The organism is Solicola agrisoli (genome assembly GCF_049059935.1).
Taxonomy (GTDB): domain Bacteria; phylum Actinomycetota; class Actinomycetes; order Propionibacteriales; family Nocardioidaceae; genus JAURVT01.
This window is the reverse complement of record NZ_JBMGQR010000040.1, coordinates 1-25,972: the sequence shown is the minus strand read 5'-3', so window position 1 is coordinate 25,972 and position 25,972 is coordinate 1. Positions and strand designations below refer to the sequence as shown.

At 73.7% G+C, this 25,972-nt stretch carries 22 protein-coding genes; 8 read left to right on the top strand and 14 right to left on the bottom strand.

Translation table 11 applies throughout. From position 1 onward, the window contains the following. Window positions 1-72: 72 nt before the first annotated feature. The 3 genes from ACI6PP_RS14390 to ACI6PP_RS14380 are packed head-to-tail and all read right to left on the bottom strand — an operon-like array spanning window position 73 to window position 2,941. Entirely contained in the window at window positions 73-1,107 is a 1,035-nt protein-coding gene (locus tag ACI6PP_RS14390; RefSeq protein ID WP_421112290.1) for an NAD(P)-dependent alcohol dehydrogenase, read from the bottom strand. After that, complete coding sequence (locus ACI6PP_RS14385) at window positions 1,104-1,898, bottom strand: metal-sulfur cluster assembly factor (RefSeq protein WP_421112289.1); 795 nt, start codon at window positions 1,896-1,898, stop codon at window positions 1,104-1,106. The genes ACI6PP_RS14390 and ACI6PP_RS14385 overlap by 4 nt, the downstream gene beginning before the upstream one ends. Next, a complete protein-coding gene (locus tag ACI6PP_RS14380; RefSeq protein WP_421112288.1) occupies window positions 1,898-2,941 on the bottom strand; it encodes an amidohydrolase family protein in 1,044 nt (347 codons plus the stop codon). Before ACI6PP_RS14380 ends, ACI6PP_RS14385 begins: the two co-directional genes overlap by 1 nt. A 167-nt stretch (window positions 2,942-3,108) precedes the next feature. Here ACI6PP_RS14380 and ACI6PP_RS14375 point away from each other — a divergent pair, with 167 nt between their 5' ends. Beyond that, a complete protein-coding gene (locus ACI6PP_RS14375; protein WP_421112287.1) occupies window positions 3,109-4,605 on the top strand; it encodes an AAA-type ATPase lid domain-containing protein in 1,497 nt (498 codons plus the stop codon). A 120-nt stretch (window positions 4,606-4,725) separates the two neighbouring features. Here the strand turns inward: ACI6PP_RS14375 and ACI6PP_RS14370 are convergent, their stop codons facing one another. Together ACI6PP_RS14370 and ACI6PP_RS14365 are read right to left on the bottom strand one after the other, a co-directional pair. Beyond that, window positions 4,726-5,868: a CHAP domain-containing protein gene (locus ACI6PP_RS14370; protein ID WP_421112286.1), complete on the bottom strand. Its 1,143-nt coding sequence runs from the start codon at window positions 5,866-5,868 to the stop codon at window positions 4,726-4,728. 87 nt (window positions 5,869-5,955) lie between these two features. Further along, entirely contained in the window at window positions 5,956-8,712 is a 2,757-nt protein-coding gene (locus ACI6PP_RS14365) for a bifunctional diguanylate cyclase/phosphodiesterase (RefSeq protein WP_421112285.1), read from the bottom strand. Window positions 8,713-8,879: 167 nt separating this feature from the next. Between ACI6PP_RS14365 and ACI6PP_RS14360 the strand changes: the two genes are divergently transcribed. Genes ACI6PP_RS14360 through ACI6PP_RS14350 form a run of 3 tightly spaced genes read left to right on the top strand, consistent with a single transcriptional unit; the run spans window position 8,880 to window position 11,604 of the window. After that, window positions 8,880-9,599: an ANTAR domain-containing protein gene (locus ACI6PP_RS14360; RefSeq protein ID WP_421112284.1), complete on the top strand. Its 720-nt coding sequence runs from the start codon at window positions 8,880-8,882 to the stop codon at window positions 9,597-9,599. After that, window positions 9,599-10,294, top strand: coding sequence for a GAF and ANTAR domain-containing protein (locus tag ACI6PP_RS14355; protein ID WP_421112283.1), 696 nt, complete (start codon window positions 9,599-9,601; stop codon window positions 10,292-10,294). The genes ACI6PP_RS14360 and ACI6PP_RS14355 overlap by 1 nt, the downstream gene beginning before the upstream one ends. Next, on the top strand, window positions 10,291-11,604 hold the full coding sequence (locus ACI6PP_RS14350; RefSeq protein ID WP_421112282.1) for an alpha-amylase family glycosyl hydrolase: 1,314 nt from the start codon (window positions 10,291-10,293) through the stop codon (window positions 11,602-11,604). The genes ACI6PP_RS14355 and ACI6PP_RS14350 overlap by 4 nt, the downstream gene beginning before the upstream one ends. Before the next feature lie 7 nt (window positions 11,605-11,611). On the opposite strand, the gene ACI6PP_RS14345 is transcribed toward ACI6PP_RS14350, so the two are convergent. After that, a complete protein-coding gene (locus ACI6PP_RS14345; protein WP_421112281.1) occupies window positions 11,612-12,493 on the bottom strand; it encodes a MerR family transcriptional regulator in 882 nt (293 codons plus the stop codon). Between the two features lie 105 nt (window positions 12,494-12,598). On the opposite strand from ACI6PP_RS14345, the gene ACI6PP_RS14340 reads away from it, so the two are divergent. Beyond that, window positions 12,599-12,898, top strand: coding sequence for a WhiB family transcriptional regulator (locus ACI6PP_RS14340; protein WP_421112280.1), 300 nt, complete (start codon window positions 12,599-12,601; stop codon window positions 12,896-12,898). A 28-nt stretch (window positions 12,899-12,926) separates the two neighbouring features. Here the strand turns inward: ACI6PP_RS14340 and ACI6PP_RS14335 are convergent, their stop codons facing one another. The 7 genes from ACI6PP_RS14335 to ACI6PP_RS14305 form a co-directional block, all read right to left on the bottom strand. Continuing rightward, window positions 12,927-13,448, bottom strand: coding sequence for a GtrA family protein (locus tag ACI6PP_RS14335; RefSeq protein ID WP_421112279.1), 522 nt, complete (start codon window positions 13,446-13,448; stop codon window positions 12,927-12,929). Between the two features lie 29 nt (window positions 13,449-13,477). Then, entirely contained in the window at window positions 13,478-14,839 is a 1,362-nt protein-coding gene (locus ACI6PP_RS14330) for a class F sortase (RefSeq protein WP_421112278.1), read from the bottom strand. Continuing rightward, window positions 14,836-15,987, bottom strand: coding sequence for a glycosyl hydrolase family 8 (locus ACI6PP_RS14325; protein WP_421112277.1), 1,152 nt, complete (start codon window positions 15,985-15,987; stop codon window positions 14,836-14,838). The genes ACI6PP_RS14330 and ACI6PP_RS14325 overlap by 4 nt, the downstream gene beginning before the upstream one ends. Next, window positions 15,984-16,928, bottom strand: a complete 945-nt coding sequence (locus ACI6PP_RS14320) for a DUF4397 domain-containing protein (RefSeq protein ID WP_421112276.1) — start codon at window positions 16,926-16,928, stop codon at window positions 15,984-15,986. The genes ACI6PP_RS14325 and ACI6PP_RS14320 overlap by 4 nt, the downstream gene beginning before the upstream one ends. A 50-nt stretch (window positions 16,929-16,978) precedes the next feature. Beyond that, window positions 16,979-18,943, bottom strand: coding sequence for an ArnT family glycosyltransferase (locus ACI6PP_RS14315; RefSeq protein WP_421112275.1), 1,965 nt, complete (start codon window positions 18,941-18,943; stop codon window positions 16,979-16,981). Beyond that, window positions 18,943-20,538 (bottom strand): glycosyltransferase, encoded by a 1,596-nt coding sequence (locus tag ACI6PP_RS14310; protein WP_421112274.1) that lies wholly within the window; start codon window positions 20,536-20,538, stop codon window positions 18,943-18,945. The genes ACI6PP_RS14315 and ACI6PP_RS14310 overlap by 1 nt, the downstream gene beginning before the upstream one ends. Window positions 20,539-20,800: 262 nt before the next feature. Further along, on the bottom strand, window positions 20,801-21,832 hold the full coding sequence (locus ACI6PP_RS14305; RefSeq protein WP_421112273.1) for a LacI family DNA-binding transcriptional regulator: 1,032 nt from the start codon (window positions 21,830-21,832) through the stop codon (window positions 20,801-20,803). A 72-nt stretch (window positions 21,833-21,904) separates the two neighbouring features. Here ACI6PP_RS14305 and ACI6PP_RS14300 point away from each other — a divergent pair, with 72 nt between their 5' ends. Beyond that, window positions 21,905-23,092 (top strand): phytanoyl-CoA dioxygenase family protein, encoded by a 1,188-nt coding sequence (locus ACI6PP_RS14300; protein WP_421112272.1) that lies wholly within the window; start codon window positions 21,905-21,907, stop codon window positions 23,090-23,092. Window positions 23,093-23,167: 75 nt separating this feature from the next. On the opposite strand, the gene ACI6PP_RS14295 is transcribed toward ACI6PP_RS14300, so the two are convergent. After that, a complete protein-coding gene (locus ACI6PP_RS14295; RefSeq protein ID WP_421112271.1) occupies window positions 23,168-24,220 on the bottom strand; it encodes a glycosyltransferase in 1,053 nt (350 codons plus the stop codon). Window positions 24,221-24,278: 58 nt separating this feature from the next. On the opposite strand from ACI6PP_RS14295, the gene ACI6PP_RS14290 reads away from it, so the two are divergent. Both ACI6PP_RS14290 and ACI6PP_RS14285 read left to right on the top strand, forming a co-directional pair. Then, on the top strand, window positions 24,279-25,187 hold the full coding sequence (locus ACI6PP_RS14290; RefSeq protein ID WP_421112270.1) for a WcbI family polysaccharide biosynthesis putative acetyltransferase: 909 nt from the start codon (window positions 24,279-24,281) through the stop codon (window positions 25,185-25,187). Next, window positions 25,184-25,972, top strand: a 789-nt coding sequence (locus ACI6PP_RS14285; protein WP_421112269.1) for a glycosyltransferase family protein, incomplete at its 3' end; no start/stop codon positions are given. The genes ACI6PP_RS14290 and ACI6PP_RS14285, both read left to right, overlap by 4 nt.

Below are 25,972 nucleotides of genomic sequence, written 5' to 3'. Positions count from 1 at the left end.
GCCTTCGGGTGCTCATCCCGGGGGTTTGAGCACCACAAGGCTTCGGATCGCGGACGGGAGGGTCGTCCCGCGTCAGGGGGTGAGGATGGCGCGGCCGCGGACGCGACCGCCGTCCAGGTCGTCGATCGCGGTCTGGAAGTCGTCCAGGGCGTACTTCTGGGTGTGCAGGGTGACGTCACCGCGGGCGGCCAGCACCATCAGCTCGGTGAGGTCGTTGTACGAGCCCACCAGGTTGCCGATGAAGTTGATCTCGGCCGAGACGATGTCGATGGTCGGGACGTCGATGTTCTCGCCGTACCCCACCACCTGGTAGTCGCCGGCCTGGCGCAGCATCGCGACGCCCTCGGCCGTCGCGCCGCCCTCGCCGACGAAGTCGACGACCACCTCGGCGCCGTCGCCGCCGGTCAGCTCGAGCACCTGCTCGACCTGCGTCCCCTCGGCCACGATGCCGTGGTCGGCGCCGATGGTCTGGGCCAGCTTCACGGCGTCGGCGTTGCGGTCGACGACGATGATCTCGGCGGCGGTGATGGCCTTGAGCACCTGGATGCCGATGTGCCCGAGCCCGCCGGCTCCGATGACGACGACCTTGTGGCCGGGGCGCAGGGTGCGCGCCGCCTTGGCCGCCGCGTGGTACGCGGTGAGGCCCGCGTCGGCGAGCGCCGCGACGTCGGCCGGCTCGAGCGAGTCGTCGATCCTCACCACCGACCGCGCCGACGTGAGCAGGTACTCGGCGTACCCGCCGTCGGTGCTGATGCCCGGGAACTGGTTCTGCGTGCAGTGCACGTCGTCGCCCGAGCGGCACGCGCGGCACAGCCCGCAGGTGATCAGCGGGTGCACGATCACCTTGTCGCCCTCGGAGACGTTGGTGACGGCGCTGCCCACGGCGTGCACCCAGCCCGCGTTCTCGTGGCCGATCGTGTACGGCAGCGTGACGCCGGACTTCTCCTCCCACTGCCCCTCGAGGATGTGCAGGTCGGTCCGGCAGACCCCCGCACCGCCGATCTTGACCACGACGTCGAACGGGCCGGTGGGCTCGGGGACGGGCAGCTCGGTCATCTCGAGCCTCTGGTGGTACCCGACCACCTGGATGGCCTTCATGGTGCTCATGGACGTCGCTCCTTCAGCGTCGCGAGGGGGATGAACGTCGGGTCCGAGGGCTCGGCCCCGTCGGTGCGGGCGGTCTGGTCGCCGTCCGCACCGGGGTAGCGGGTGGCCAGAAGGCCGCGGCAGAAGTGCGCGTTGCCGTCGATCGAGATGCGGGTGGACCTCGCCCGGCGCAGCGCCATCGGCACCTCGTCCGGGGTGAAGGTCCGGCCCTCGTGGTCGACCATGACGACGGCGTCGTCGTCCGTCGGCAGCCCGACGGCCTCGCGCCGACGCAGCAGCGCGTCGGTGTGGGGCGTCGCCGGGAGGTCGGCGAGCCGGACGGTGCCGAGCTCGGCCTCCGGCAGGTCGTCGCGCTCGCGCAGCAGGGCCGTCAGGCACCGCTCCATCGCGGCTGTGTGGGCCTTGCGGCGGAACGTGGCCCGCAGCTCGTCGAGGTCCTGCTCGGCCTCGTGCAGGAACGTGCCCTTGTACCCCGCGTCCGCGGCCAGGCCGCGGTTGATGATCTCGGAGTCGTGGTGGTCGTCGAGCTCGACGTGGACGTGGTGCACGCCGTCGAGCGTCGTCAGCACGTCCTTGGCGTCCGAGGCCATCAGGTAGGCGAAGTTCGGCGAGCAGAACGAGGTGGGCAGGCGCAGGTGCACCGTCACCTCGCCGTGGTCGACCTCGAGCGAGCGGACGAACCCCAGGTCGGTGATGGGCTCGTCGAGCTCGGGGTCGAGGACGACGCCCAGGGCGCCGAACGCCTGCTCCTCGGTCGGGCCGTGCGTGGCCTCGACCGTCGCGACCGCCATCAGACGGACGCCAGGTCCGCGCGCTGGGGCTCGCGCGGGCCGGTCGCGGTCTCGTCGGCGTCGGCCAGCTGCAGCTCGGCGGGCACCGGGATGTCGTACATCTTGGCCGCGTTCAGGCCGAGCACCTTCTTCTTCTGGTCCACGGTCAGCGGCGCGTACTCGTTCAGGTCCTCGGGGATCTGGAAGTCGACGAACCGCTCGACGAGCCAGCGCGGCGTCCAGATCGCGTAGTCGGAGGAGAACTGGATGCGGTCCTCGCCGAGCCAGTACATGAGCTCGCCGATGATCTGCGCGAAGTACCGCGGGCGGGTGTGGATGAACGGCATCGCGACGGCGAGGCCGGCGTGCACGTTGGGCTCCTGCGTGGCGATCCAGCAGAAGTCCTCCAGGCGCGGCAGGCCGCAGTGCTCCACCACGAAGTTCAGGTCGGTGAAGTCGCTCGCGACGTGGTCGACGTCGGCGACGTCGAACGCGTCGCGGTCGAGCGGACGGATGGTGGGGCCCTTGTGGACGTGGATGTTGGTGATGCCGAGCTCGCGGCAGGCCTCGAAGTAGCGGACGGCCCAGGGGTCGTCGAGCTTCCAGCCACGCGACTCGCCGTGCCACTCGGCGGTGTAGAGCTTGACGCCCTTGAGGCCGTACTTCTCGGCGTCGGCGTGCAGCTGCTCCAGGCCCTGCTCGCCGTTGCGGGGGTCGAAGTTGTGGTTGTAGGTGAGCTTGTCGGGGTGCTTCTGGGTCAGCGCGAACGCCTCCTCGGACTGCCCGAAGCCGGTCTTGTAGAACTCCGAGAGGTAGGCCGGCTGGAAGATGGCGTGGTCGACGTACCCGTCGGTGAACAGGTCCTTCATCAGCCGCTCGCCGCCCTGGTAGAGGTAGTCCTCGTAGGACCAGACCTCGGACTCGGGGCTGAGGTTGCGGTGGTAGTCGTAGAAGCAGTCGATGAACTGCTTGCCGTGGATGTTGCGCTGGTTCTCGGGCCTGGCGTCCCAGAGCGCCACGTGCGCGTCCACGATGAAGTAGTTCTCGCCGTCCTTGCTGTACATGGCGTTCCTCCGGTCCGGGGTGACTGGTGTCACACCTCCACGGCCGACAGTAGGAACCGATCGGGCGCCGGGCACGGGTCGCCGTGTCTCAATATGAGACTCGGCCGCATGGGCCGACCGGGGCCCCCGATGTAACGTCGGTCACAACCGGGAGTGGAGGTGGTCGCGTGGACGACGACGCCGTCCCCCTGCGTGCCGCGGGCCGCTCGGCGGCCGCCGTGCCCGACCGTGTGCTGGCCTCCTGGCAGCGCAGCGAGGACTACGGCGTCTCCCTCGACGAGGTCGAGCCCGTGTTCTCGGGCACCGCGACGCCGGACTCGCTGTTCCGCTCGTGCGGCAGCGAGGTGCTGGCCGGGCTGCACCGCACCCTGCTGTCCGAGCCGGTCAGCCTGATGCTCACCGACGACGCCGGCCTGGTGCTCGACCGCTTCAGCGGCGACACCTCCCTGCTGCGCTCGCTCGACGCCGTGCACCTCGCGCCGGGCTTCGCGTTCTCCGAGCGGGAGGCCGGCACGAACGGCCTGGGGCTCGCGCTCGCCGACCGACTGCCGTCGGTGGTGCGCGCCGAGGAGCACTACAGCACCAGCCTGTGCACCTACACGTGCGCGGCCGTGCCGGTGCTCGACCCGGTGACCGGGCGGCTGGAGGGCGCCGTCAACATCACCACCTGGTCGCGCTCGTCCAGCGACCTGCTGCTCGCGCTCGCGCAGTCCGCAGCCGGGAACACCGCGGCGCTGATGCTGGCCAGGTCGCGCGGACGTGCGGCGCGGCCGGCGCCGCGGGGCGAGGTGTTCCGCGTGCAGGCGGCCCGGCTCGAACCCGGCTCGGGGTCGCTGCAGTCGCTCTCGACGGCCTGGACCGACGCCGTCGCCGAGGCCGAGGCTGCCATGCGCGACGGGCGCGTGGTCGCCGCCGTGGGGGAGCGGGGCGCCGGACGCGCGACGCTGCTCGCGCAGGCCCAGCGCCGGGCGCGCCCCCGCCACCGGATCCTCAGTGCGAGCCCGCCGGCGCCGCAGGACGTCGAGGCCTGGCTGTCGCTGTGGACGCCCGAGCTCGGCAAGTCGGCCACGGCCGTCGTCATGTGCGAGGTCGACACGCTGCCGTCGGTCACCGCCGACCACCTGCGCCGCCTGCTCGACGGAGCCCGGCTGTCCCTGCGCGACCTGGTGCCGCCGCGCGACGGCCCGGTCGACTTCCCGCACTCGTTCACCGCCGAGGACCTCGCGTCCGTGCCCGCCTCGCTCGCGTCGACCGTCGAGGCGGTGGTGCACGTGCCACCCCTGCGCGAGCGCACCGACGACGTGATGCCGCTGGTCCGCCACGTCGCCCGGCGCGTGCGGGGCCGGGACGTCGACGTCACCGCCGCCGCCACCCGGGCCCTGGAGGGCCACGACTGGCCGGGCAACGTCGACGAGCTCGAGCAGGTGGTCCGCCGCGCCGTGGGCCGCACCGACGTCGTCGACGTCCAGCACCTGCCCGCCGAGGTGGTCGACGGCTCGGGTCACCGCTTCACCCGGATCGAGACCCTCGAGCGCGACGAGATCGTGCGCAGCCTGTCACGCCCCGGCACCACCATGAAGGCCGCCGCCGAGGAGCTCGGCATGAGCCGGGCCACCATCTACCGCAAGGTCGCCCACTACGGCATCAAGATCTCCCGCGGCTGACCCCGGCATCCCGCCTGGCGGCGTTGCTGTCGGCTTCGACGAGCGAGGGCGGTTCGCCTTCGCCGACGCGCCTGGCCAGGCAGGCGCCAGGCCCAGCCGTACGTGGCTGAACCGGCGCGCTCAGAGGTCCTTGACGTGGATGAAGCCCGAGATCGCGGACACCGTGGCCGTGCGGGAGCCGTAGCCGCCGGGGTTGGACCAGTTGTACTCCTCGAGGAGCACGGTGCCGTCGGCGTTGACGCGCGAGACCCAGGCGACGTGGCGCCCGGAGTACCAGGCGATGGAGCCCACGGCGGGGACCTTGTCGACGCGGTAGCCGATCTTCCTGGCGTTGGTGCCCCAGGTGCCGGCGTTGCTCCAGCGGCCCGCGGTGCCGTTCGGGCCGGTCATGAAGTTCGTGAAGGCGACCTGGTTGACCTGGTTCATCCGCCACGCGACGAACGAGGTGCACTCGCGGTTGTAGAAGCGCCACGGGTCGACCACCGAGGTGCGGGCGGCGGCGCGGAGCGAGGCCGGGTAGTCGTCACCGCGGACCGGCGCCACGAGCAGCGCGGCGCGCCACAGCACCGTGTCGCCGGCGCTGACGGTGAGGCTCCCGTCGTCGTGGACGACCAGCTCGGCGCCGGGCGTCCCGGTGCCGCTCGACCACACCACCTGGCCTGCGGTCCCGATCGCCACCAGGGCGCCGTCGGGGCGCATCTGCAGGCTCGTGCCGGCCGGCACGCCGGCGACCTGACGGACGGCACCGCTCCGGGGGACCAGCAGCAGGACGCCGTCGGCCCGGAGCCCGACGCGGTACGCGCCGGTGGCCGAGGTCAGGGACTGCCCGCGCAGCAGGCTCGCGCCCGGCACGAGGCGGTCGGTGCCGAGATCGACGAGGTCGGGCACCTGCCGCGTCGTCGTCGCGCGGTAGGCGAAGGTCTTGGTGCTGCGCACGGTGACGCCGCGCGTACGGAGCTTGAGACGGACCGACCGGGCCGAGGCGACCTCGGGCGACCACGCCACGACCTTGGTGGACGACAGACGCTTGACCTTCGTGGCCCGGGTGGACCCGAACCAGACCTTGACCGACGAGGAGAAGCGCTTGCCCTTGACCACGACCCGGGTGCCACCGGTGGTCTCGCCCGTCCGGGGCGAGAACGAGGTCAGCTTCGGCGTGGTGGCGGCGGACGCGGGTGCCGTCGCCGCGGGGCCGAGGACCATGACGACGCCCGCGAGGACGGCGACGGCAGCGGTCAGGGCGTGACGACGGGGGCGGGGCACGGCACGACCGTAGTCAAGCGACACGCCGACGCGGGCCGGAACGACCAAAAAAAGTCGTCAGTTCGTAGTAGGGACTCGACCCGAGCCTCAGGCGCTGGTGACCTCGACGCCGAGGTAGTTCTCGAGCGAGCGGGTCGAACGATGCTCCAGGAGGGCCTCCTGCAGGTCCTCGACGGCGTCCAGCACGTCGACGGGCCCGTGCCGGAACCACCGCATCAGGGCGCTGAGCGCCGAGCCGCGACCGACCACGACGCTCTCGCCGCTCAGCAGGTGGTGCACGAGCACCACCTCCTCGCGCGCCGCCAGCTGGGGGACGAGCTCGGAGGCCGGCATGGGCCGGCCGAACAGGAACCCCTGCAGGCGGTCGAACCCGGCGTCGGCCAGGAAGTCGCGCTGCTCGGTGGTCTCGACGCCCTCGGCCACGACACGGACCTCCAGGGAGGTGGCCATCTGGACGATCGACTCGACGAACCTGCTGCGCCGCTTGTCGCGGGGGAGACCGTCGATGAACGCGCGGTCGATCTTCACCACGTCGGCCGGGACGTCGAGCAGCCGCGACAGCGAGGAGTACCCGGTGCCGAAGTCGTCGATCGCGAGGGGGTGACCGCGCCCGCGCAGCTCGGCGAGACGGTGCACCAGCCCGGCGTGGACGAAGCTCTCCTCGACGACCTCGAGGCCGAGCTGGGAGGGATCGAGACCGTGCCGCTCGGTGGCGGCGGCCAGGGTGGCGGGCAAGGAAGGGTCGTTGAGCTCGCGGGCGCTGAGGTTGACGTACGCCGTCGCGGGGGCGAGGTAGCCGAGCTCGTCACGCCAGGAGGCGAGCCGGGTGCAGACCTCCTCGACGGCCCAGGTGCCGAACGCCGGCATCAGCCCGCGCCGCACCGCCAGGTCGATGAACGACCGTGCGGGCACGACGTGGCCGTCGGCGTCGCGCCAGCGCAGGAGGGCCTCGACGGCGACGACCGGGTAGGGCGACGTCGCCGTCACGACGGGCTGGTAGTGCACGGCCAGCTGTTCGCGCTCCAGGGCGAGCGGCAGGTCGCGCACCATCTCGGGACGGCGGGACGGACGCCTGTGTGCCGAGAAGTCGCGCACGCCGACCTCGCCCTGCATCAGCGCGTCGGACTCGAACATGGCGTTGTCGGCCTCGTCGACGAGCTCCTCGGCCGACATGCCGGGGGCACCGACGGCCACGCCGACCTTGGCCGCGACCTGCACCTGGCCGGCCTCGAGCTCGACCGGGGGCGTGAGGGCCTCGTGGACGGCCGCCGCCAGGGTGCGTCCTGCCGCCTCGGCGCCGGCGCCGTCGAGCTCGTCGTGGACCAGCACCAGCTGGTCGCCCCCGAGCCGGGCCAGCGTGCCGCCGTCGGTGACCAGGGTGCCGAGGCGCCGGGCGACCTCACGGAGCACCTGGTCGCCCGCCCGGTGGCCGTGGACGTCGTTGACGAGGGTGAACTCGACCAGGTCGACGAACAGCACGACCACGCCCGAGCCGCTGCGGGCCGAGGCGGCGAGGGACCGCTCGAGACGGTCGAAGAGCAGCACCCGGTTGGGCAGACCGGTGAGCGCGTCGTGCGTGCTGTGGTAGCCGAGCTGGATGCGGGCGAGCCTGGACTCCTCGCGGTCGGCGACCGTCACCAGGTGCGCGGTGGCGACGTCGGCCAGCAGCGTGGCGACGGCGAGGTCGTCCTCGGTCCAGGCCGCGGTGTCCTGCCGGTACAGGTCGAGGACGCCCCAGCACCGTCCCCGGCTGACCAGCGGCACGGCGGCGAGGGTCGCGATGCCGAGGCGGTCGGCGGCGTCACCGAACCGTGGCCAGCGGTGCAGCCCGGCGGGGTCGTCGACCACGACGCGGTTGCTGGTCTCGGCGGCCTCGCGGCAGGGCCCGGTGCGCAGCTCCTCCTGGAGCCGGTCGAGCTCGGCGGCCGGCTCGGTGGTGGCGTGCACGAAGCGGTTGCGGCCGTCGTCGGTGACCATGACGCCCACGCCGTCCGACGGCACGACGGCGCCCGCCGCCTCGCACAGCCGGCGCAGCAGGACGTCGGCGGGGAGGTCCTCGGTCGTCAGCTCGAGGAGCTTCGAGACCTGGCCCACCAGGCCCGGGCGCTGCGGGAACGGGTCGGTCCGTCGCACCCGTGCGGCCAGGTCGGCGTCGACGTCGGCCGCGGCCGAGGGGAGCAGGCGGGTGCGGGTGAGGTCGTCGGCCACGTCCGCGAGACGCAGATTGAGCGACTGGGAGTAGCGCCGGAGCACGTCGAAGGACTGGTCGGCGTCGAGCGTGAACCGCTCCATCAGGATGCCCTGCGCCTGGCCGATGGCGGTGCGGGTGGCCAGGGCGCGGGTGAAGTCGAGCTGTCGGGTGGTGGCGAGCAGACCGAGCGCCACGGGGTGGGCGAACAGGTGCACCAGCGACTCGTCCGTGCGGGCGAACGCGCCGACCTCGGTGGCGTAGACCGTCAGGGTGCCCAGGGTGCGGCCCCCGACGACGAGCGGTGTGCACAGGAGGCTCCGGACACCCAGCTCGGCCGCGGCACGCCCCCAGCGCGGCCACCGGGTGTCCACCGACAGGTCGTCCGACCGGACGACGTCGTCGGCGTCGACGGCCATCAGGCACGGCCCCGCGGCCAGCGCGTGCTGGAGGTCCTCGGCGCGCCGCGCGAGGTCGCCGACGGCCGCGGCGGTGCGGGTCGCGTCGTCACCGGTGCTCAGCGTGACGGCGGCGAGGCCCGAGCCGATGGTGCGCGCCGCGGCGGCGACGATGCGGTCGACGACCGCGGTGGGGTCGGGAGCCTGCTCGATGGCGCGGCCGAGCGCGAGCACGGCGTCGTCCTGGTGGGTGGTCACGATGAGGTCCCCTCGCTCGCCTCGGCCCCGAGCCGCTGCGTCCGCGTTGTTGACACTATGTCGAAGTCCGGACCGCTTGGGGAGGAGCCTGTGGGGTTTTCTCCCCGGAGGGGGTGTGGCACGGGGTGGGGCCCCGCAGCATGATGGGGCGGTGACCGGGACCGACGATGGCTGACGCGCCGCGCGAGCGCGACGTCGAGCTGCTGTCCCAGCTGGCCGAGCAGCTGGCCCGTCTGGACCCCCGACGCCCGCACCCGTGGCGGCTCTGCCAGGCGATGGCGACCGTGCTCGGGGCGGACGGGGCCGCGCTGACGTTGTCGTACCTGTCCACCCACCGGATGGTCGCCGGGGCCAGCGACGAGGTGGTGTCGGCGGTCGTCGACCTCGAGGAGGTCGTGGGGCGCGGTCCCGGGGTGGACGCGGCGGCGACCGGCGAGGTCGTCAGCTGCACGGTGGGCGCCGTGGAGGAGCCGCGGTGGCCGGACTTCGTCCTGGCGGCGCGCGAGCGCCTCGGCCCCCTCCACCTGCTGCTCGTCCCCGTCCGACCGGTCTCGCGGATCGACGGCGTCGCGACCTTCTACCGTCGCGCGTCGGGCCTGGACGTCCTGGCCGACGAGGCGCGGTTCCTCGGCAACGCGGTGGGGGTCGCGCTCGCCGACGTCGCCGACACACCGGCGCCCGTCGACGCCGGCGCGCCGTGGAGGTCCCGGGCGGTGGTGCACCAGGCCACCGGGATGGTGATGGGGCAGGTCGGCGTGTCACCCGACGATGCGGTGGCGCTCCTGCGGGCGCATGCTTACGCCACGAGCACCACCATGGATGCCGTCGCTCGGAGCGTCGTCGACCGACGGATCAACTTCTCGGACTATCGCGTGGAAGGCGACTGATGGGTTCCAGCAGCACGACGCAGACCCTGGCGAGGGCGTCGGCGGCCATCTCGGCCGGCGTCGACTCCGTCAGCACGGTGCACGTCCTCCTCGCCGACTGCGCCCGTCTCCTCGGGGCGTGCTCGGCGGCCGTCCTGGTGCGGGTCGGCGACCGGGCGCTCGAGCTGCTCGCCTCGACCAGCCACGTCGCGGACGAGCTGGAGATGCTCGAGGCGTACGCGCAGTCGGGGCCGTCGGTGACGGCGACGGTGACCGGCTCGTTCGTCGACCTCGCGACCGAGGAGGTGGATCGCACCTGGGCCCCGCTCGGTGTCGCCATGCGCCGGATCGGGGTCGTCGGGCTCCACGCCGCCCCGATGCGGTGGCGGGGGCACGCGCTCGGGTCGCTGAGCGTCTTCTGGGGACCCGAGCCCGCGACGTCCGAGGCCGCGGCGACCGTGCAGGCCTTCGCGGACGTCGCCACGATCGCGCTCATGCAGAGCTCGGCCCCGACCGGGTCGGACGTCGTCGCCGACCGTCTCGAGACCGCGCTCGAGAGCCGGGTGCCGATCGAGCGCGCCAAGGGCCTGATCGCCCAGCTGGAGGGCGTGGACGTCGCGACCGCGTTCGACCTCCTCGTCGAGCGGAGCGAGCGCGACGGCGGGTCGCTCGTTCGCACCGCCCGACGGGTGCTCGACGGGTCCGCCGACGGGTGACGCCCTCGTCCGAGCAGGTGGTGGAGCCCTGGGTCGAGCACGCGATCGTCTGGCACGTCTACCCGTTGGGCTTCGTCGGCGCGCCGATCCGTCCCGAGGCGCCGCAGGTCCACGTCGAGCACCGGCTCCCGCGGCTGGTGGGCTGGCTCGACCACGCCGTCTCGCTCGGCGCCTCGGTGCTGGCGCTGGGTCCGGTCTTCGCCTCGTCCACCCACGGCTACGACACCGTCGACCACCTGCGCATCGACCCCCGGCTCGGTGACGACGCGGACTTCGACGCGCTCGTCGTGGCCGCCCACGACCGGGGCCTGTCGCTGGTGCTGGACGGCGTGTTCAACCACGTCGGTCGCGAGCACCCGGCCTTCCAGGCCCTGCTCGCGCAGGGCCCGGACGCGCCTCAGGCGACGTGGTTCGGGGGCGACCCCGCCCACGTGGGGGTCTTCGAGGGCCACGACGCGCTCGTCGAGCTCGACCACGGCTCCGACGCGGTGGTCGACCTGGTCGTCGAGGTGATGGTGCACTGGCTCGACCGCGGCGCCGACGGGTGGCGGCTCGACGCCGCCTACGCCGTCCCGCCGGCGTTCTGGGCGCGCGTGCTGCCACGGGTGCGCGAGGCGCACCCCGGCGTCCTCGTGTTCGGCGAGGTCATCCACGGCGACTACGCGGCGATCGTCGCCGAGTCCGGCCTCGACTCGGTCACGCAGTACGAGCTCTGGCAGGGCATCTGGCACGGCATCGCCGAGGGCAACTTCTTCGAGCTCGCCCACGCCCTCGGGCGGCACCAGGAGCTGCTCGAGACCTTCGTCCCGATGACGTTCCTCGGCAACCACGACACCACCCGCATCGCGACCGCCGTCGGCGACCGGCGCCACCTGCCGCACGCCGTCGCGCTGCTCGCCACCCTGGCCGGCACCCCGTCGGTCTACGCCGGCGACGAGCTGGGCCTCGAGGCGGTCAAGCAGGACCGTCTGGGGGGCGACGACGCCGTCCGTCCGGAGATGCCGGCGTCACCGGACGACCTCGACGGCTCGGGCGCCGAGGTGCTCGAGCTCTACCGCTCGCTGCTCGGGTTCCGCCGGCGCCACCCGTGGCTGCGGACGGCCCGCGCCGACGTCCTGCACCTGGAGAACGGCTCGCTCGTGCTCCGGATCGGCCGCGACGACGAGGCCGTGGTGGTCGCCCTCAGCCTGCTCGACGAGCCGGTCGACCTGCCGGTGGCCGACGCGGCGCGCGTCGAGGTCGGTGCCGGCGCGCTGGCCGACGGATCGCTCCGCCTGCCGCCGCACGGCTGGGCGGTCTGCACCGCCTGACCTCCGGCTAGCGCGACGCCGACTGGGTGAGGCGCTCGACGGCCTGCTGCAGGTCGCCGACGGCGGCGTCGGTGCGGGACCGCCAGCCGGGGCCGCCGAGGACGATGCGGGTGCGGGGGTGCTCCTGCTTGACGGCCTTGACGCACGACTCGTCCGCACCGAGCGACGACCACAGGAACAGCGCGGCGGGTCGCAGGGTGCCGATGGCACCGACGAGCGCGGGCGTGGGCAGCTGGGCGCCCAGGACGTGCACCTCGACGTCGTGCGTGGCGAGCGCGGCCTCGAGCGCCAGCAGCGGGAGCGAGTGCTGGTCGGGCGGGGCGGTGGCCAGCACCACCTTGGTCCGGGCGCGACCGCGCCGGGCGGTCACCGCGATGCGACGCAGCTCGGCGGCGAGCACGTGGCTCACCATGTGCTCGGACTCGATGCCGAGCCTCCCGGCCGACCACTCGCGCCCGATCGCGTCCAGGGCGGGCACGATCAGCTCGGTCCACCCGCGCACGACGCCGAGGCGCGAGAGCGCGCGACGGATCAGGGTGCGGCACGCGGCGACGTCCAGCTTCTCGGCCGCCGCCACCATGACCGCGGGGAACACCTCGGGCGACAGGTCGCCGGCGTGCTCGAGGTCGGGGGACGACGACCCGGTGGCCAGGACGATGCGGGCCGCCGCGGCGGGCGACGTGCCGTCGTCGACGAACGCCTTCATCCTGGTGAGACGGCCGACGTCCGCGGGCGTGTAACGACGGTGCCCACCGTCGGTGCGCACCGTGGCGCCGACCCCGTGGCGGTCCTCCCACGACCTCAAGGTCGTGGACGGGACGCCGAGCAGCTTGCTGAGCTGGCCCAGCGAGATCACGTCGTCGGGAGGCTGCTGCGAGGGCTCGGTCATGGCCGTGAGGTCCTGTCGGTCGTCGAGCCTCGAATTCTACGCACATTCTCGTGCTTTGGCTCGTAGGTCTGATCTACTCGACGACATGCGAGTGGAGGTGGACCGATGACCGTGGAACGACTTCCCCTGCCGTTGCAGGAGAACTGGGAATGGCAGTACGAGGCCGCCTGCTCGGGCATGGACTCGGCATGCTTCTTCGCCCCGGCGACCGAGCGTGGCCCCAAGCGGGACGCGCGCGAGGACGCCGCCAAGGCGGTCTGTGCCACGTGCCCGGTGATCGAGCAGTGCCTGGAGCACGCGATGAGGGTGCGCGAGCCGTTCGGCGTGTGGGGCGGCATGACCGCCTCCGAGCGCGAGGCCGCCCGCCGCGGACGCTCCCGCGTGCGTCTTCGCGACAGCGCCTGACGCCTCGCGTGCCGTCGCCGGCCGGCGGTCAGGCGGCGCGGGGGAGGACGACGTCCTCCTCGACCTGCCGGGGGCCGTCCTCGTCGGCGACCTCCCCGGGCGGGAACACGAACGTGCGGTAGGCCCAGAACCGGAACAGGGTGCCGAGCACGAGCCCGACGCCGTTGGCGGCGATGTTGTCGGCCAGCGGGCTGGTGAGGCCGAGCAGGTAGTGCGAGACGGCGAGCGCACCGACCGAGATGGCCAGGCCGATGCCGTTGAAGACGAAGAACAGCACCAGCTCGCGCCGACGGTCGCCCCGCGGGCGGTGGCGCCAGGTGAGCTGGCGGTTGCCCACGTAGGTGACGACCGTGGCCACGACCACCGAGACGACCTTGGCCGTGAGCGGCTTGTCGGCCAGCAGGGCGCCCTCGCCCGAGCGCAGGACGTTGAACAGGCCGACGTCGGTGACGAAGCCCAGCCCGCCGACCATGCCGAACAGCGCGACCTCGCGCGCGAGGCGGTGGGCGCGGTGGCGCAGGTCGGTCCAGCGGGTGCCGGTGACGGGCATGGTGGTGGTGCCTTCCTCGAGAAAGGGGGTCAGACGGGGGTGGCGAAGACGAGCACGTTGCCCTTCCAGCCCTGCTCCTGGTCGTACTCGCCGCCGCAGGTGATGATGCGGAGCTCGGGGCCCGGGGTGGGGCCGTAGACCTGGTCGGTGGGGAACTCCTTCTTCTCCACCTCGGTCACGCTTCGCACGGCGAACCTCTCGACGACGCCGCCGGCGCGCGTCACGTCGATCTCCTGGCCGGCCTCCAGGTCGCCGAGGTCGGCGAAGACCGCCGGGCCGTTCACGGAGTCGACGTGACCGACGACCACCGACGGGCCGGGGTCGCCCGGTGCCGGGCCGCCGGAGTACCAGCCGGCCGATCCCGCCTGGGCGGGCGTGGGCACCTCGAGCTCGCCCTTGGCGTCCAGGCCGAGGTCGAGCAGGTCGGAGTCGACACCGATCGACGGGATCGAGATCCGCTGCGGTGCACCCGCCTCGGCCTCGACGGGCACCGGAGCGGTGTCGGCCTCGGCACTTCCGGGGTTGCTCGGCGCCGAGCCCGTGGACGTGCTGCCGTCCGAGGTGGTCGACGGCGACGTGGACGCGCTGGCGACGCCCCACACCAGCATGCCGGTGACGAGGGCGAGGACGGCGCCCGCGGTGAGCCGGCGCGGGACGCTCGCACCGCGACGCTGCGGGGTCGATCGACGCACGAGGTCGCGCAGGCCCCAGAGCGTGGTCTTCCACAGCGCCTCGACGACGATCGCGCGCGACATCTTGGACGTGCCGTGCTCGCGCTCGGTGAACGTGATCGGCACCTCGCGCACCTTCAGCCCGGCGCGGACGGCGCGGTGGGTGCCCTCGACCTGGAAGCAGTAGCCGTCCGACGTGAGGTCCCAGACGCCCATCTTCTCCAGGGCCGACAGCCGGTAGGCGCGGAAGCCCGCGGTGGCGTCGGAGACGCCGAGACCCAGCGCGAGTCGGACGTACGTGTTTCCGGCGCGCGAGATCAGCTGCCGCGAGGCGGGCCAGTTGACCGTCGCCCCGCCCTTCACGTAGCGCGAGCCGATGACGACGTCCGCGCCGCGGGTGCCGTCGAGCATCGCGGGCAGGCGGTCGGCGGGGTGCGACAGGTCGGCGTCCATCTCGACGAGCACGTCGTAGCCGGCGTCGCGGCCCCAGGCGAACCCGGCGCGGTACGCGCTGCCGAGGCCGCCCTTGCCGGTGCGGCGCAGCAGGTGCACGCGCGGCTCGTCCTCGGCCCAGGCCTGCACGAGGTCGGCGGTGCCGTCGGGGCTGCCGTCGTCGACGACGAGCACGTCGGCGCGCGGCTCGGCCTCCATCACGCGGTCGAGCAGCGTGGTGATGTTCTCCGCCTCGTCGTACGTGGGGACCACGATGAGAGCCTTCATGACCGTCCTCCTGTGCCGGCTGCGTCGCAGCCGAGCGGGTTGTCGTCCTGCAGCAGCTCGGAGGTGAGGGCCACCCAGGCCGAGCCGTAGTACGTGGGTTGTTCGGCGTCGAGCTCGACGGCCCGCTCCATCAGCGCCTGCTCCGCGGTGGCGTCGCCGTCGGCGGCGGCCGACGAGGCGGCGGCCGCGAGGGCGACGGGGTGCTGCCACTCGACGGTCGGGCTGCCGCCGAGGTCGTAGGTGCCTCGCACGTCGGCGGGGTCCTTGACGAGCAGCGGCGCCCAGTCGGCGGCGCGGGTGACGTCCTGCGGCTCGCAGGCCGTCGCCTCGCGGATGGGGGTGCGCACGGCGTCCAGGCCGAACTCCACTCGCGAGCCGTTGGAGCGGGTGGCGGGCGGCGGGAGCGGCGCGAGCCGTCCGTCGTCCTCGATCTTCACCCAGTCCGGCGGCAGGTCGGTGTCGAGCCCGTCGAGCAGGGCCCGCTGGCCGGCGGCCAGCTCGTCCCAGCGCGGGTCGGGCCGAGCCGCGTCGAGCCGCGCGATCGCCAGCTGCGAGGTGTACGACGGGTTCAGGCTGTAGGGCGCGGTCTGGTCCCACGAGCCCGCGGTCATCACGCGGCCGATCGCGCTGTCCTTGGTCTCGACGTCGAGGACCGCCTGGCCCATCGCGACGCCGTCGGCGGTCCAGCGCGGCTCGTCGAACTCCCGGCCGGCCGCGACGAGCGCGTGGGCGGCGTCGAGGTCGGCGTCCGAGGCCGAGCTGTCGTCGGCGACGGCGCCGTCGGCCCAGCGCCAGGCGATCAGGCCGTCGGGGCGCAGCACGTTCTGCTGCGTCCAGGTCCAGATCCGGTCGAACGCGTCACGGTCGCCGCTGCCGGCGGCCACGAGCATCCCGTAGGCCTGGCCCTCGCTGACGGTGTCGTCGCCCTGGTCGCGCCGGACGACGCGTCCGTCGGGGTCGACGTACGTCTTCAGGAACGACGCCGAGGGGTCGGCGTCGTCGACGCGCGCCACCTCGCCGCCGCTCGTCGCACCGGGCGTGGGGCTGCCGGTGTCGCGCAGGGCCAGGCCCACGAGCACCGCGACCACGATCGCGAGCACCCCCGTGCCCAGCAGGATGGAACGGCGGGCGCGGGTCCCCAGGGTCATCGGGTGGCGCGGCGACGAGCCGCGGCCAGGCCACCGAGGCCGAGGATCGCGACCACGCCCAGCGACAGCGCGACCGGGGTCAGCGTCGAGGTCGACTCCGCGGTGCCCGGGCGTCCGGTCTCGGGCGCCTTCCTGGGCATCGTGGCGGTGCCGCTCGCGTCGACGACCGGCGAGACGCTGAGCTTGTCGGCGCTCGTGCCGGTGACGACCAGGGTGTAGACCGCGGCGGAGTCGACGGTGACGTCGCTCTTCACGGGCTGGCCGTCGGCCTTGGCGGTGACGTCGAGGGTCCAGTCACCGGCGGGCACCTCGGCGTAGCCGGTGGGGACGCCGCGCTGGGCGTCCTGGGCGAGCAGCCCGCCGCCGTTCACCGAGACGTCGAGCGAGCCGACGTCGGCGGTGGCGTTGATCAGGCGGACGCGGGCCGAGCCCTGCGCGGGGGGCGTCAGGTCGTCGTCGAGCACCTTGACCTGGGGCTCGGTCTTCGTGCCGAGGCCGGCGATCGTGTAGCCGGCGCCGGGCTTGGCGTCGATGGTGGCCGACAGCAGCGGGGTGTCGGACATGCTCGAGCCGGGGGTGCGGACCGAGACGGTGTAGGGGCCCGACGGCACCTGCATGTAGTCGCCGATGGTGCCGTACTCGACGTCCCCGGCGATCACCTTGACGCCGTTCTCGTCGGGCGCGGCGGGGGCCTCGTCGGACCCGGACGCCTCGCCGGACGCGCCGCCGTCGATCGGGGTGAGGTCGACCTGGACACCGGCCATGCCGGGCACCAGGTGGCCGGCGCGGACCCAGGAGGTCTCGGTGGCGACCTTGGCCGGCGCGTCGGCCTGGGCTGCGGTGGGCGCGGCGAGGGCCGCACCACCGGCGAGCAGGGCGGTGAGCAGCAGGGCGAGCGTGCGGCGGGCGGGTGCCCGGCGCGTGGTGCGGTGGTTCGTCATCAGGTCTCCTCGGGAGATCGGGGTCGAACGGGTCGGGTTCGTCGTGCGGGTCATCGGGGCATCGGGGCGATCAGCTCGACCGAGCCGGAGCCGGACCGGTCGACGCTGGCGTCGAACGGTGCGGGCTGGCCGGCCACGAGGGTCTCGATCGCAGTCGCCCGGTCCCCGTCGAGCGGGGTGCCGTCGGCGTCGACCAGCTCGGCCGAGCGGAGCGGCTGGTTCGCCGCGTCCTCACCGGGCTGGCTGACGAACGCGTCGATGCCGATCGGGCCACGCTGGGCGACCGTCGCGAGGATCGCCACCAGGCCGCCGCTGACGCGACCGTCCTGGAGCTGCTGGCGGGCCTGGTCCGAGAGCTCGATGGAGGGGTTGCGCGCCAGGGCCGCACCGGCGGTGGCCCGGGCCTCGGCCGACGCGGTGAGCGCGTCGGCGTCGTTGGCACCGGCCTGCACGCGGCGGACCTCGACGAGCTGGGTGCCGCTGCCGAAGCTGGCGACGGGCACCGAGTTCTTCAGCGCGCCGTCCAGGGTCGGGAACGCCTCGGGGTCGGCACGCACCGAGTCGGTGGAGACCACGTAGTCGTACCCCTGCCACCCGGACTGGACGGCCGAGTCGGTGTCGGGCTTGTAGTACCAGACGACGTCGTTCCGGTCGCGTCCCTCGGAGACGAGGTCCACCCAGAGGGCGTCGTCGGTGAGGATGCGCTGGTCGGTGGGCACGTTGGTCTCGATCCAGCTGGTGGCGTCGGCCATCGGCGCGTCGAGCGGGGCGAGCCAGAGGCCGCGCAGCTGCGGGCCCCAGAACATCGCCGAGACCACGACGAGCGCGGTGCCCACGACGGCGGTGGCGCTGCGGGTGACGCGGCGGTCGACCCGCTGGGGGCGGGCCCTCCAGGCGGCGTGCACGACGCCCGCGACGAGCAGTGCCGCGAACGGCAGCAGCAGGATCGCGTAGGGGACGGGCAGGTAGCCGCCGGGACGCAGGATCATCACGAGGAGCAGCAGGTAGCCCACCGCGAGCGGGCGGATGCGCTTGACGAGCAGCGCGCCCACGGCGGCGACGACCGAGACGACCGGCAGCACCGGGTCGAGCTGCATCCAGATGTCGAGCGTCCGGTTGCCCAGCGTGCCGTCCGAGAACGGGTTGCCGGACGTGTCGCGGCCGCCGAGCTGGAACATCACGCCGTCCCACAGGGAGGTGTGGTCCGGGCCGGGGAAGAGCTCCCCGCGGATGGCCGCGAAGATCATGTAGAAGACGCCGACGAGCGTGAAGAGCGAGGCCGCGACGGCGACGGTGTAGCGACGCGTCGAGACGTGCGCGTTGCGCCACATCAGCCACGCGAGCGGCGGGAGCAGCAGCAGCGACGTCTCCTTGGTGAGGCACGCGATGCCGAAGCAGACGCCGGCTGCAGCAGCCGCGCCGAGGTTCTTGCGCGGGCTGAGCGCCAGCACGAACGCCGCCAGGATCCACGGGGTCGCGACGTTGTCGAGGTAGACCGCGCGGTGGAACTGCACGGCGAGCGGCGACAGCGCGAAGATCGCGACGGCCAGGCCCGCGGCCCAGCGGGGCATCCGCAGGCGACGGGCGAGCGTCCAGAGCAGGATGATGCTGATCATCTGGGCGACCAGCGTGAAGTCGCGACCGACCTCGATGGCGCTCGCACCGCGGCCGAAGCCGCCGGTCAGCGCCGCGAAGCCGGCGAGCTGCAGCCAGCCGAGCGGCGGGTGGTCGTACCAGTACGTGTAGTGCGCGAGCTCGCCGAGGTTGAGCACGGCCCAGGCCTGGGCGACGTAGGTGCCCTCGTCGTCGATGCGCTGCGGCGCGCCGTACATGCCGACGGCCTGCACGAGGACGCCGAGGACCGTCAGCGGGACGAGCCAGTACAGCTCCTTGCGGTGACGTCCGGCCCACGCGCGCAGGGCGTGCGGTGCACGACGCAGGCGCGACGGGCGGCGGGGACCGGTGGGCTCGGGGGTGGCGTCGCCGGTGGCGGGACGCGTCAGGAGATCGGTCATCAGGCAGCCAGCTCCTCTCGGGCAGCGATGGCGGGGGCGTCGGTCGCACCGATGTGGGCGCCGGTGTGCTCGGTCTTCTCCCAGCTGCCGTCACCGCGGGCCTGGCGCACGACGGCGCGGACGGCTGCTGCGGCGAGGAACACCTGGTACGGGATGGTGCCGAGCACGAGCTTGACGTAGTCGCGCAGGCGCACCTTGACGTCGTAGGCCTTGGCGAACTCGTTGAGCCCGGCGGCCTCGACGACGACGGTGACGATGGTCGGCACGATCGGCAGGAAGGTGATGAGGGTGACCCAGACGGGCACCTTGGCGAACAGCACCAGGGCGACCGAGATCGGGATCATCACGCCGGTCACGGCCTGCAGGAACGGCATCGACAGCGTGTAGCGGGCCAGCAGGCGCTGGCGGCGCGTGGGCAGCTGCTTCCAGATGCCCTTGCCGAGCACCTGGAGGAAGCCCTGGTTCCACCGGGTGCGCTGCTTGAGCAGCGACGTCAGGCTGCCGGGCGTCTCCTCGCGGGTGACGAGCTCGGGGTCGTAGGCGACGGCGACGGTGGCGCCGCGCGTCGAGAGCCGGACGCCGATCTCGCAGTCCTCGGCGAGGCACTCGGGGTCCCAGCCGTCGACCTCGCGGAGCAGGTCGGTCTTGGCGAAGACGGTGTTGCCGCCGAGCGGGATGAAGCGCTGGCCGGCGTGGAAGTGCAGGCGGCTGCGGAACCAGAAGTAGTACTCGAGCACGTTGCGCAGCGACCACCAGGTGCTGTCGAAGTTCATCAGCTGGACGCCGCCCTGCACGACGTCGGCCTGGGTCTCGGCGAAGCGGCCGGCGATGTTCGCGAGCAGCTCGGGGTGCACCTCGTCCTCGGCGTCCATCACGCCGACGATGTCGCCGGTGACCTCGGCGAGCGCGGTGTTGAGGGCCTTGGGCTTGTTCTTGGGGACGCTGTGGTCGATGACGACGCGCACGCGGCCCGGGTGGCGCCGCGCGGCGGCGCGGGCGACGTCCTCGGTGCCGGGGTCGTCGTGACCGATGATCGCGAGGATCTCGACGTCCTCGTAGCTGGTGGCCGCGAGCCGGTCGAGGGTGTGGCCGAGCACGGCCTCCTCGTGGCGGGCCGGCACCAGCAGGCTCATCCGCGGCAGGTCGTCGGGCGAGACGCGACGGCTGAACCGCGTGGACTGCAGGCGGTCCGGGGTGCTCCAGGCGTGGAGCATCCACCACAGTGTCGTGAACGCGATGACGGTGAGGAGCAGCGAGATCCCGACCAGCAGGCCGACGGCCACCCACCCGAACGCCGACGTCGGTGCGGCCGAGGGCTGCGCGGGTGCCTGCGGGGCCGGGGCCACCTGACCCTGGGCGTCGCCGCCACCGGTGGAGCCGGTGAGCGGGTCGCTCGACGTGCCGCCGCCGGGGAGGATCGGGTCGCCGGCGTCGGACGGCGCGACCGCCTGCGCGACGGCGGCCACGGGGGCGGCCTGCGCGGCGAGCGGGGCCGTGACGGCGAGGCCGAGGGCGAGGAGCAACGCGGCGGCGACTCTCGTCGGCCACGACGGCGTCCGGTGCGCTGGGGCGCCGGGCTGCTGGTGTGGGGTCACGATGGACGTCCTCCGGGGAGACGGTGGTGGGTGGTGCTCGTGGTGTCACCGGGTCTTCGGAGCGGTTCGGTCGGGACCTCGTGAACGGGTCGTGAACGGGGTCACTCGGGCGCACGGAACGCCGCCGTTGGAGGCCTGCGCCGGGATTTTTGGTCTGAATGACTTTTGAGCGGTCTCGCCATCTGGACACGTGCGTATGTCAGGTCATCCACGTGGAGGAGAGGACGTGGGCCTGCCTCACCCAGACGTGTGGTGGGCCAGGTCACCTGGACGCGAAGACCGCGGGCGGTTCGTTGAACGGCGTGACGACCTGGACGGCGGACGGCACCGACGAGGGGACTCCGGGCAGCGCGCCGTGGGCCTGCATGACCATCCGGCACGCGCGGCGCACGTCGCGGCGCAGGTCGTGGTGGAGCACCGCGGAGACCCGGCGCTCCCGGAGCAGCCGGGTGTTGTCGGCGTCGAGGTCGTGCGCGACGAAGGCTCGGCAGGTGCGTCCGGCGTCGGCGAACGCCCGCAGCGTGGCGACGTTGCCGCCGCCGATCGAGTAGACAGCGTCGATCCGCGGGTCGTCGTCGAGGGCTCGCGCGACCTCGCGCAGCATGGTGGCGTCCAGCCCGTCGGTCTCGGTGACGGCGCGCACCGGGCGGCCCGGTGCCATCTCGTCCAGGGCGGCGCGGAACCCGGCCTCCCGCTCGCCCTCGCCGCGGAACGCGCTGCTGCTGAGCGTGACGAGCACGCTTCCGTCGCCGCCCCACTGCGTCAGCAGATAGGCGGCGGTGGCTCCGGCGGCGCGGTCGTCGATGCCGACGGAGGCCAGGCGGCGGCTGGTCGGCAGGTCGGTCACGAGCGTGACGACGGGGACGCCCCGGTCGGCGAGGCGGCCGACCGCGTCCGCGACGGCGGGGTGGTCGGGCGCCTTGAGCAGGACGCCGTGCGACCCCCGCGACCCGATGCGGTCGAGGGTGGCGGCGAGGTCGTCGGGGCGTGCCGCCTCGCGCAGGTGGAACCGGGTGCGGACGGCGGCGGGGCGCAGGTCGGGCAGCTCGGCCTCGAGCGCCGTGCGGACGGCGCCGCTGAACCGCTCGGGCGCGTGCATGACCAGGTCGACCAGGAAGGTGCGACCGGCCAGGCGCACCTGGGTGGACTGCCGGTCCAGGTCGGCGATGGCCCGGTGCACCTCGGCGACCGTCGACGCCCGCACCCCGGGACGTCCGTGCAGGACCCGGTCGACGGTGGCGAGGCTGAGCCCGGACTGCTCGGCGATCTCGCGGATCCGGTAGGGGTGCGGCACGGGTTCTCCTGAGGTGTTTCTGAGGTGTTCTGGCCCATCATCGCCCCTCGCGGCGGGTCTAGCGTGGAGCCCATGACCGCCACCCTCGACGGCGCCCGCCGCGCCCGCTTCTCCGAGTCCGACTGCCACGTGGACGACTTCGCCGCGCTGACCGCGCAGCGCACCGACCTGGCCGACTTCCCGCACGCCGACCGCGTGGAGCAGAACGTCCTCGTCTACGAGTCGGCGTCCCTGCGCTCCGCGAGCGCGACGCCGGCCGGGCGTGACGCCGTGGAGGACGAGCTCGTCCGCGCGCTCACGTCGGGCCCCGGTGTCGTCGCGCTCAAGGGCGCGTTCACCGACCTGTCCGTCGTCGACCGCGTCACCGCCGCGTTCGACGCGATGATCGCCGACCAGCACGCGAGCGGCGCGACGGCCGGTGACCACTTCGCCAAGCCCGGCGCGAACGACCGGGTCTGGAACGCGCTGGAGAAGCTCGCCGTCCGCGACCCCGAGGCGTTCGTCGACTACTACGCCAACGACGTGCTGGCCCTGGTGTCGCGGGCGTGGCTCGGACCGGGCTACCAGGTGACCTCGCAGGTCAACGTGGTGCGTCCCGGTGGTGTCGCCCAGGACCCTCACCGCGACTACCACCTGGGGTTCCTGTCGAACGAGGTCGCGTCGCGCTACCCCGCGCACGTGCACCTGATGTCGCCGGTGCTGACGCTGCAGGGCGCCGTCGCGCACTCCGACATGCCCGTCGAGAGCGGCCCCACGCTGTACCTGCCGTACTCGCACCAGTACGAGCCGGGCTACCTGGCCTACCGCCTGCCCGAGTTCCAGGCGCACTTCGCCGAGCACCACGTGCAGCTGCCGCTGGCCAAGGGCGACGCCGCGTTCTTCAACCCCGCCCTGTTCCACGGGGCCGGGTCGAACGTGTCGGCCGACGTGCAGCGCGTGGCCAACCTGCTGCAGGTGTCGTCGGCGTTCGGTCGCGCGATGGAGGCCGTCGACCGTGCCCGCGTCAGCAGGGCGGTCTACCCGGTGCTCGCCCAGCGCCTGGCCGCCGGTCTCGACGCGGACCTGGTCGACCACGCCGTCGAGGCCGCCGCCGAGGGCTACCCGTTCCCGACCAACCTCGACCTCGACCAGCCCGTCGGTGGCATGACGCCGCTGGCCCAGACCGACCTGCTCCGCCAGGCCCTCACCGAGGGCTGGGACACGTCCCGCGTCGACGCCGCCCTCGGGTCGTACGCCGAGCGCCGCGCCACCGACGGCTGACCGCGGCCACCCCCGGACCGTCCAGTTCCGCGTCAGTCGGCTCTCGGTGGCCCGAGGTGCCGACCGAGGCGGAAGTCAACGGGGAGCGGGGCGGGGAGCGGCGAGCGCGCGGGCGTAGATCTCGCGGAGCGCGGCGTGCACGTCGTCCCGCTCGCGGGCGCGACGACGACGACGGGCCGCGACGACGTCGTCCCGCTCGGGGGTGCCTGGACGGGTGGCGCGGGCGACCGCGGTGGTGACGGCCTCGGCGAACGAGGCGCGGTCGCCGGCCGCGTAGGTGCGGCACCCGTCGTCCGGGCCGTGCTGGCCGGCGTAGTGGCCGGTGTCGGGGGCGACGACCTCGACCCCGAGGTCCCAGCAGAGCTCGAGCCACCCCGAGTGGGTGCCGTGCCGGTTGGGCAGCACCGCGACGTCGAGACCGCTGATCCAGGCGTGCAGCTCGGCGTCGTCGGGGCGTCCGCGCTCGGTCAGCCGCAGAGCGCCGCCGCACCGCTCGCGCACGGCGTCGCGGACGGCCACGTCGCGGGTGCTGTCGCGCATCGCGACGCGCACGTCGACGTCCGCGTCGAGCCCGGCGAGCAGGTCGAGCACGCCGACCGCGTCGACGTCGGGGCGCAGGTCCTTGAGGTCGACGCCCACGACCGGGCGCGGGGGCGTCACGACGTCCGGCAGCGGGGCGTCGTCGGGCAGCAGGCTCGGGTGGGGGAGGACGGTCGCCGTCCGTCCCCAGCGTGACGCGATCTCCTCGGCGGCCGACGACGTGAGCGTGACGACCTCGGCGGCGGACCCGACGAGCAGGCCGGTGCGCGCGAGGTGGAGGGTCTGGTCGTCGAGCTGGGGGTTGGCGAGGTCGTGGACGGTGACGACCAGCGGCCGCCCGAGGTCGCGCAGCGTGGCGACGACCTCGGCGACGTGGTCGAGCGGGAAGGACTCGACGCCGAAGTGCACGTGCACGAGGTCGAAGCGGTCGGCGTGGTCGCGCAGCCAGCGCGCGTCGAAGACGACGGGTGGCCACCAGACCCCCGGCGCGGCGCCCGGCGGCGACGGGTCCGGCAGCACCTCGACGTCGGGGCCGGTGGTCGCCGCGACGTACGGGTGGCCGGACGGGACGGACACGACGCGGATCACCCCCCGGACGCTACGGCGTCGTCGGGCGCGACACCGGACGGACCGCGAGGATGAGGCGGTGGAGGTCGACCAGGGACGGCGCGCGCACTTCGGCGACTTCTACGACTCCGCGCGCACCGCGGCCCGGGGCGACCTGCTGCTGGTGCACGGGAACTGCCAGGCCGAGTCGCTGCGCATCGTGCTGCAGGGCGACGACGTCCGCGCCGTGCGGATCCCGCCCGTCCACGAGCTCGTCGCCGCCGACGTGCCGCACCTGCGCCGGCTGCTCGGGGCGACGCGGCACCTCGTCACCCAGCCGGTGCGGGACGACTACCGCGGACTGCCGATCGGCACCGGCCAGCTCGTGGCCGCGCTGCCCGCGGGCGCGACGACCGTCGTCGTGCCGGTGGTGCGCGTGGCAGGCCTGTACCCGACGCACGTGCTCGTGCGGCCCACGTCCGAGCCGGGGCTGTCGCCGCCGGTGGTGCCGTACCACGACCTCCGCACGGTGCTGACGGCGTCGGACCCCGCCCAGGGGCGCTGGACGCCGACCCCGTCGCAGGTGCTGGCCGTCGCGGCCGCGTCGCAGGGGGAGCTGCGGCGGCGCGAGGAGGCGCACGGCACCGTCGTGGCGTCCGACCTGATCGACCGGCCGACCTTCGCAGACGCCCGGACGCTGAACCACCCCGGCAACCCGGTCTGGCGCGAGCTGGCGCACCGCGTGCGCGAGCGGCTCGGTCTCGTCCCGACGTGGGCCGACCCGGGACGTCCGCTGCTCGACCACCTGCACGCGCCGAGGCTCGCGGCGGTGCGCGACGCGTTCGGCCTCGACGTGGAGCCCACCGACCACTGGGTCGTGGGCGGCCAGGGGGTGCCTGACGAGGACGTCACGCGCGCCCACCTGGCCTGGTACGCCGAGCACCCCGACGTCGTCGCGCAGGCGCTCGAGCGGCACCGCCCGACCCTCGCGCTGCTCGAACGCGCATGACCCCGCCCGACCACCTGCTGCTCGGCCCCGAGCGGCACGGCGTGACGCGCTACGCCGCCCAGGTGGCCGAGGCCGTGGGGGCGGTGACCGTCCGCGACCCCGCCGGTCGGCCCCGCCTGCACGTGCACCTGACCGACGGGCTGCTGGGCGACCTCGGCGTCGAGGTGATCGAGGCGACGGCGACCACCGTCACGCTGCACGACGTGCCGCAGCCGACCGACGGGGCGGCGCGGTTCGCGCGTCGGGCCGAGGTCTACCGACGGGTCGTCGAGGCGGCCCGCGGCGTCGTCTGCAACAGCGAGCACGAGCGGGACGCGCTGCTCGCGCTCGGCGCGCGGCCGTCGTCACCCGTCCGCGTCGTGCCGCTGCCGGTCGTCCCGGTGCCGCTGCCGGCGCGGTGGGACGAGGACGACCCGGTGGTGGCGCTGCTGGGGTTCGTCTACCCGGGCAAGGGGCACGCCGAGGCGCTGTGGGCCGTCGCGGAGGTCGGCCGCGGTGCGCGGGTGGTCGCTCTCGGCGACGTGGCCGACGGACACGACCGCGACGTCGCCGACCTGCACGACCTGGCCCGCGACCTCGGCGTGGGGTTCGAGGTGACCGGCCACCTCGACGACGCCGAGCTGGTGAGGCGCGCCGTCGGGGTGACCGTGCCCGTGGCGGCGCACCGCAACGTGTCGGCGTCGGGCTCGATCAACTCGTGGCTCGCGGCGCGCCGCCGCCCGCTCGTGCTCGCGAGCCGCTACACCTGCGAGATGGCTGCGCTGCGCCCGGGCACCACCACCGTC

Bases quoted from the DNA above. Each gene is read 5' to 3' on its own strand.
- ACI6PP_RS14390 (WP_421112290.1), bottom strand. From the start codon at position 1,107: ATGAGCACCATGAAGGCCATCCAGGTGGTCGGGTACCACCAGAGGCTC.
- ACI6PP_RS14355 (WP_421112283.1), top strand. From the start codon at position 9,599: ATGGGTTCCAGCAGCACGACGCAGACCCTGGCGAGGGCGTCGGCGGCC.
- ACI6PP_RS14315 (WP_421112275.1), bottom strand. From the start codon at position 18,943: ATGACCGATCTCCTGACGCGTCCCGCCACCGGCGACGCCACCCCCGAG.
- ACI6PP_RS14335 (WP_421112279.1), bottom strand. From the start codon at position 13,448: ATGCCCGTCACCGGCACCCGCTGGACCGACCTGCGCCACCGCGCCCAC.
- ACI6PP_RS14325 (WP_421112277.1), bottom strand. From the start codon at position 15,987: ATGACCCTGGGGACCCGCGCCCGCCGTTCCATCCTGCTGGGCACGGGG.
- ACI6PP_RS14345 (WP_421112281.1), bottom strand. From the start codon at position 12,493: ATGACCGAGCCCTCGCAGCAGCCTCCCGACGACGTGATCTCGCTGGGC.
- ACI6PP_RS14380 (WP_421112288.1), bottom strand. From the start codon at position 2,941: ATGTACAGCAAGGACGGCGAGAACTACTTCATCGTGGACGCGCACGTG.
- ACI6PP_RS14300 (WP_421112272.1), top strand. From the start codon at position 21,905: ATGACCGCCACCCTCGACGGCGCCCGCCGCGCCCGCTTCTCCGAGTCC.
- ACI6PP_RS14320 (WP_421112276.1), bottom strand. From the start codon at position 16,928: ATGACGAACCACCGCACCACGCGCCGGGCACCCGCCCGCCGCACGCTC.
- ACI6PP_RS14385 (WP_421112289.1), bottom strand. From the start codon at position 1,898: ATGGCGGTCGCGACGGTCGAGGCCACGCACGGCCCGACCGAGGAGCAG.
- ACI6PP_RS14360 (WP_421112284.1), top strand. From the start codon at position 8,880: ATGGCTGACGCGCCGCGCGAGCGCGACGTCGAGCTGCTGTCCCAGCTG.
- ACI6PP_RS14330 (WP_421112278.1), bottom strand. From the start codon at position 14,839: ATGAAGGCTCTCATCGTGGTCCCCACGTACGACGAGGCGGAGAACATC.
- ACI6PP_RS14340 (WP_421112280.1), top strand. From the start codon at position 12,599: ATGACCGTGGAACGACTTCCCCTGCCGTTGCAGGAGAACTGGGAATGG.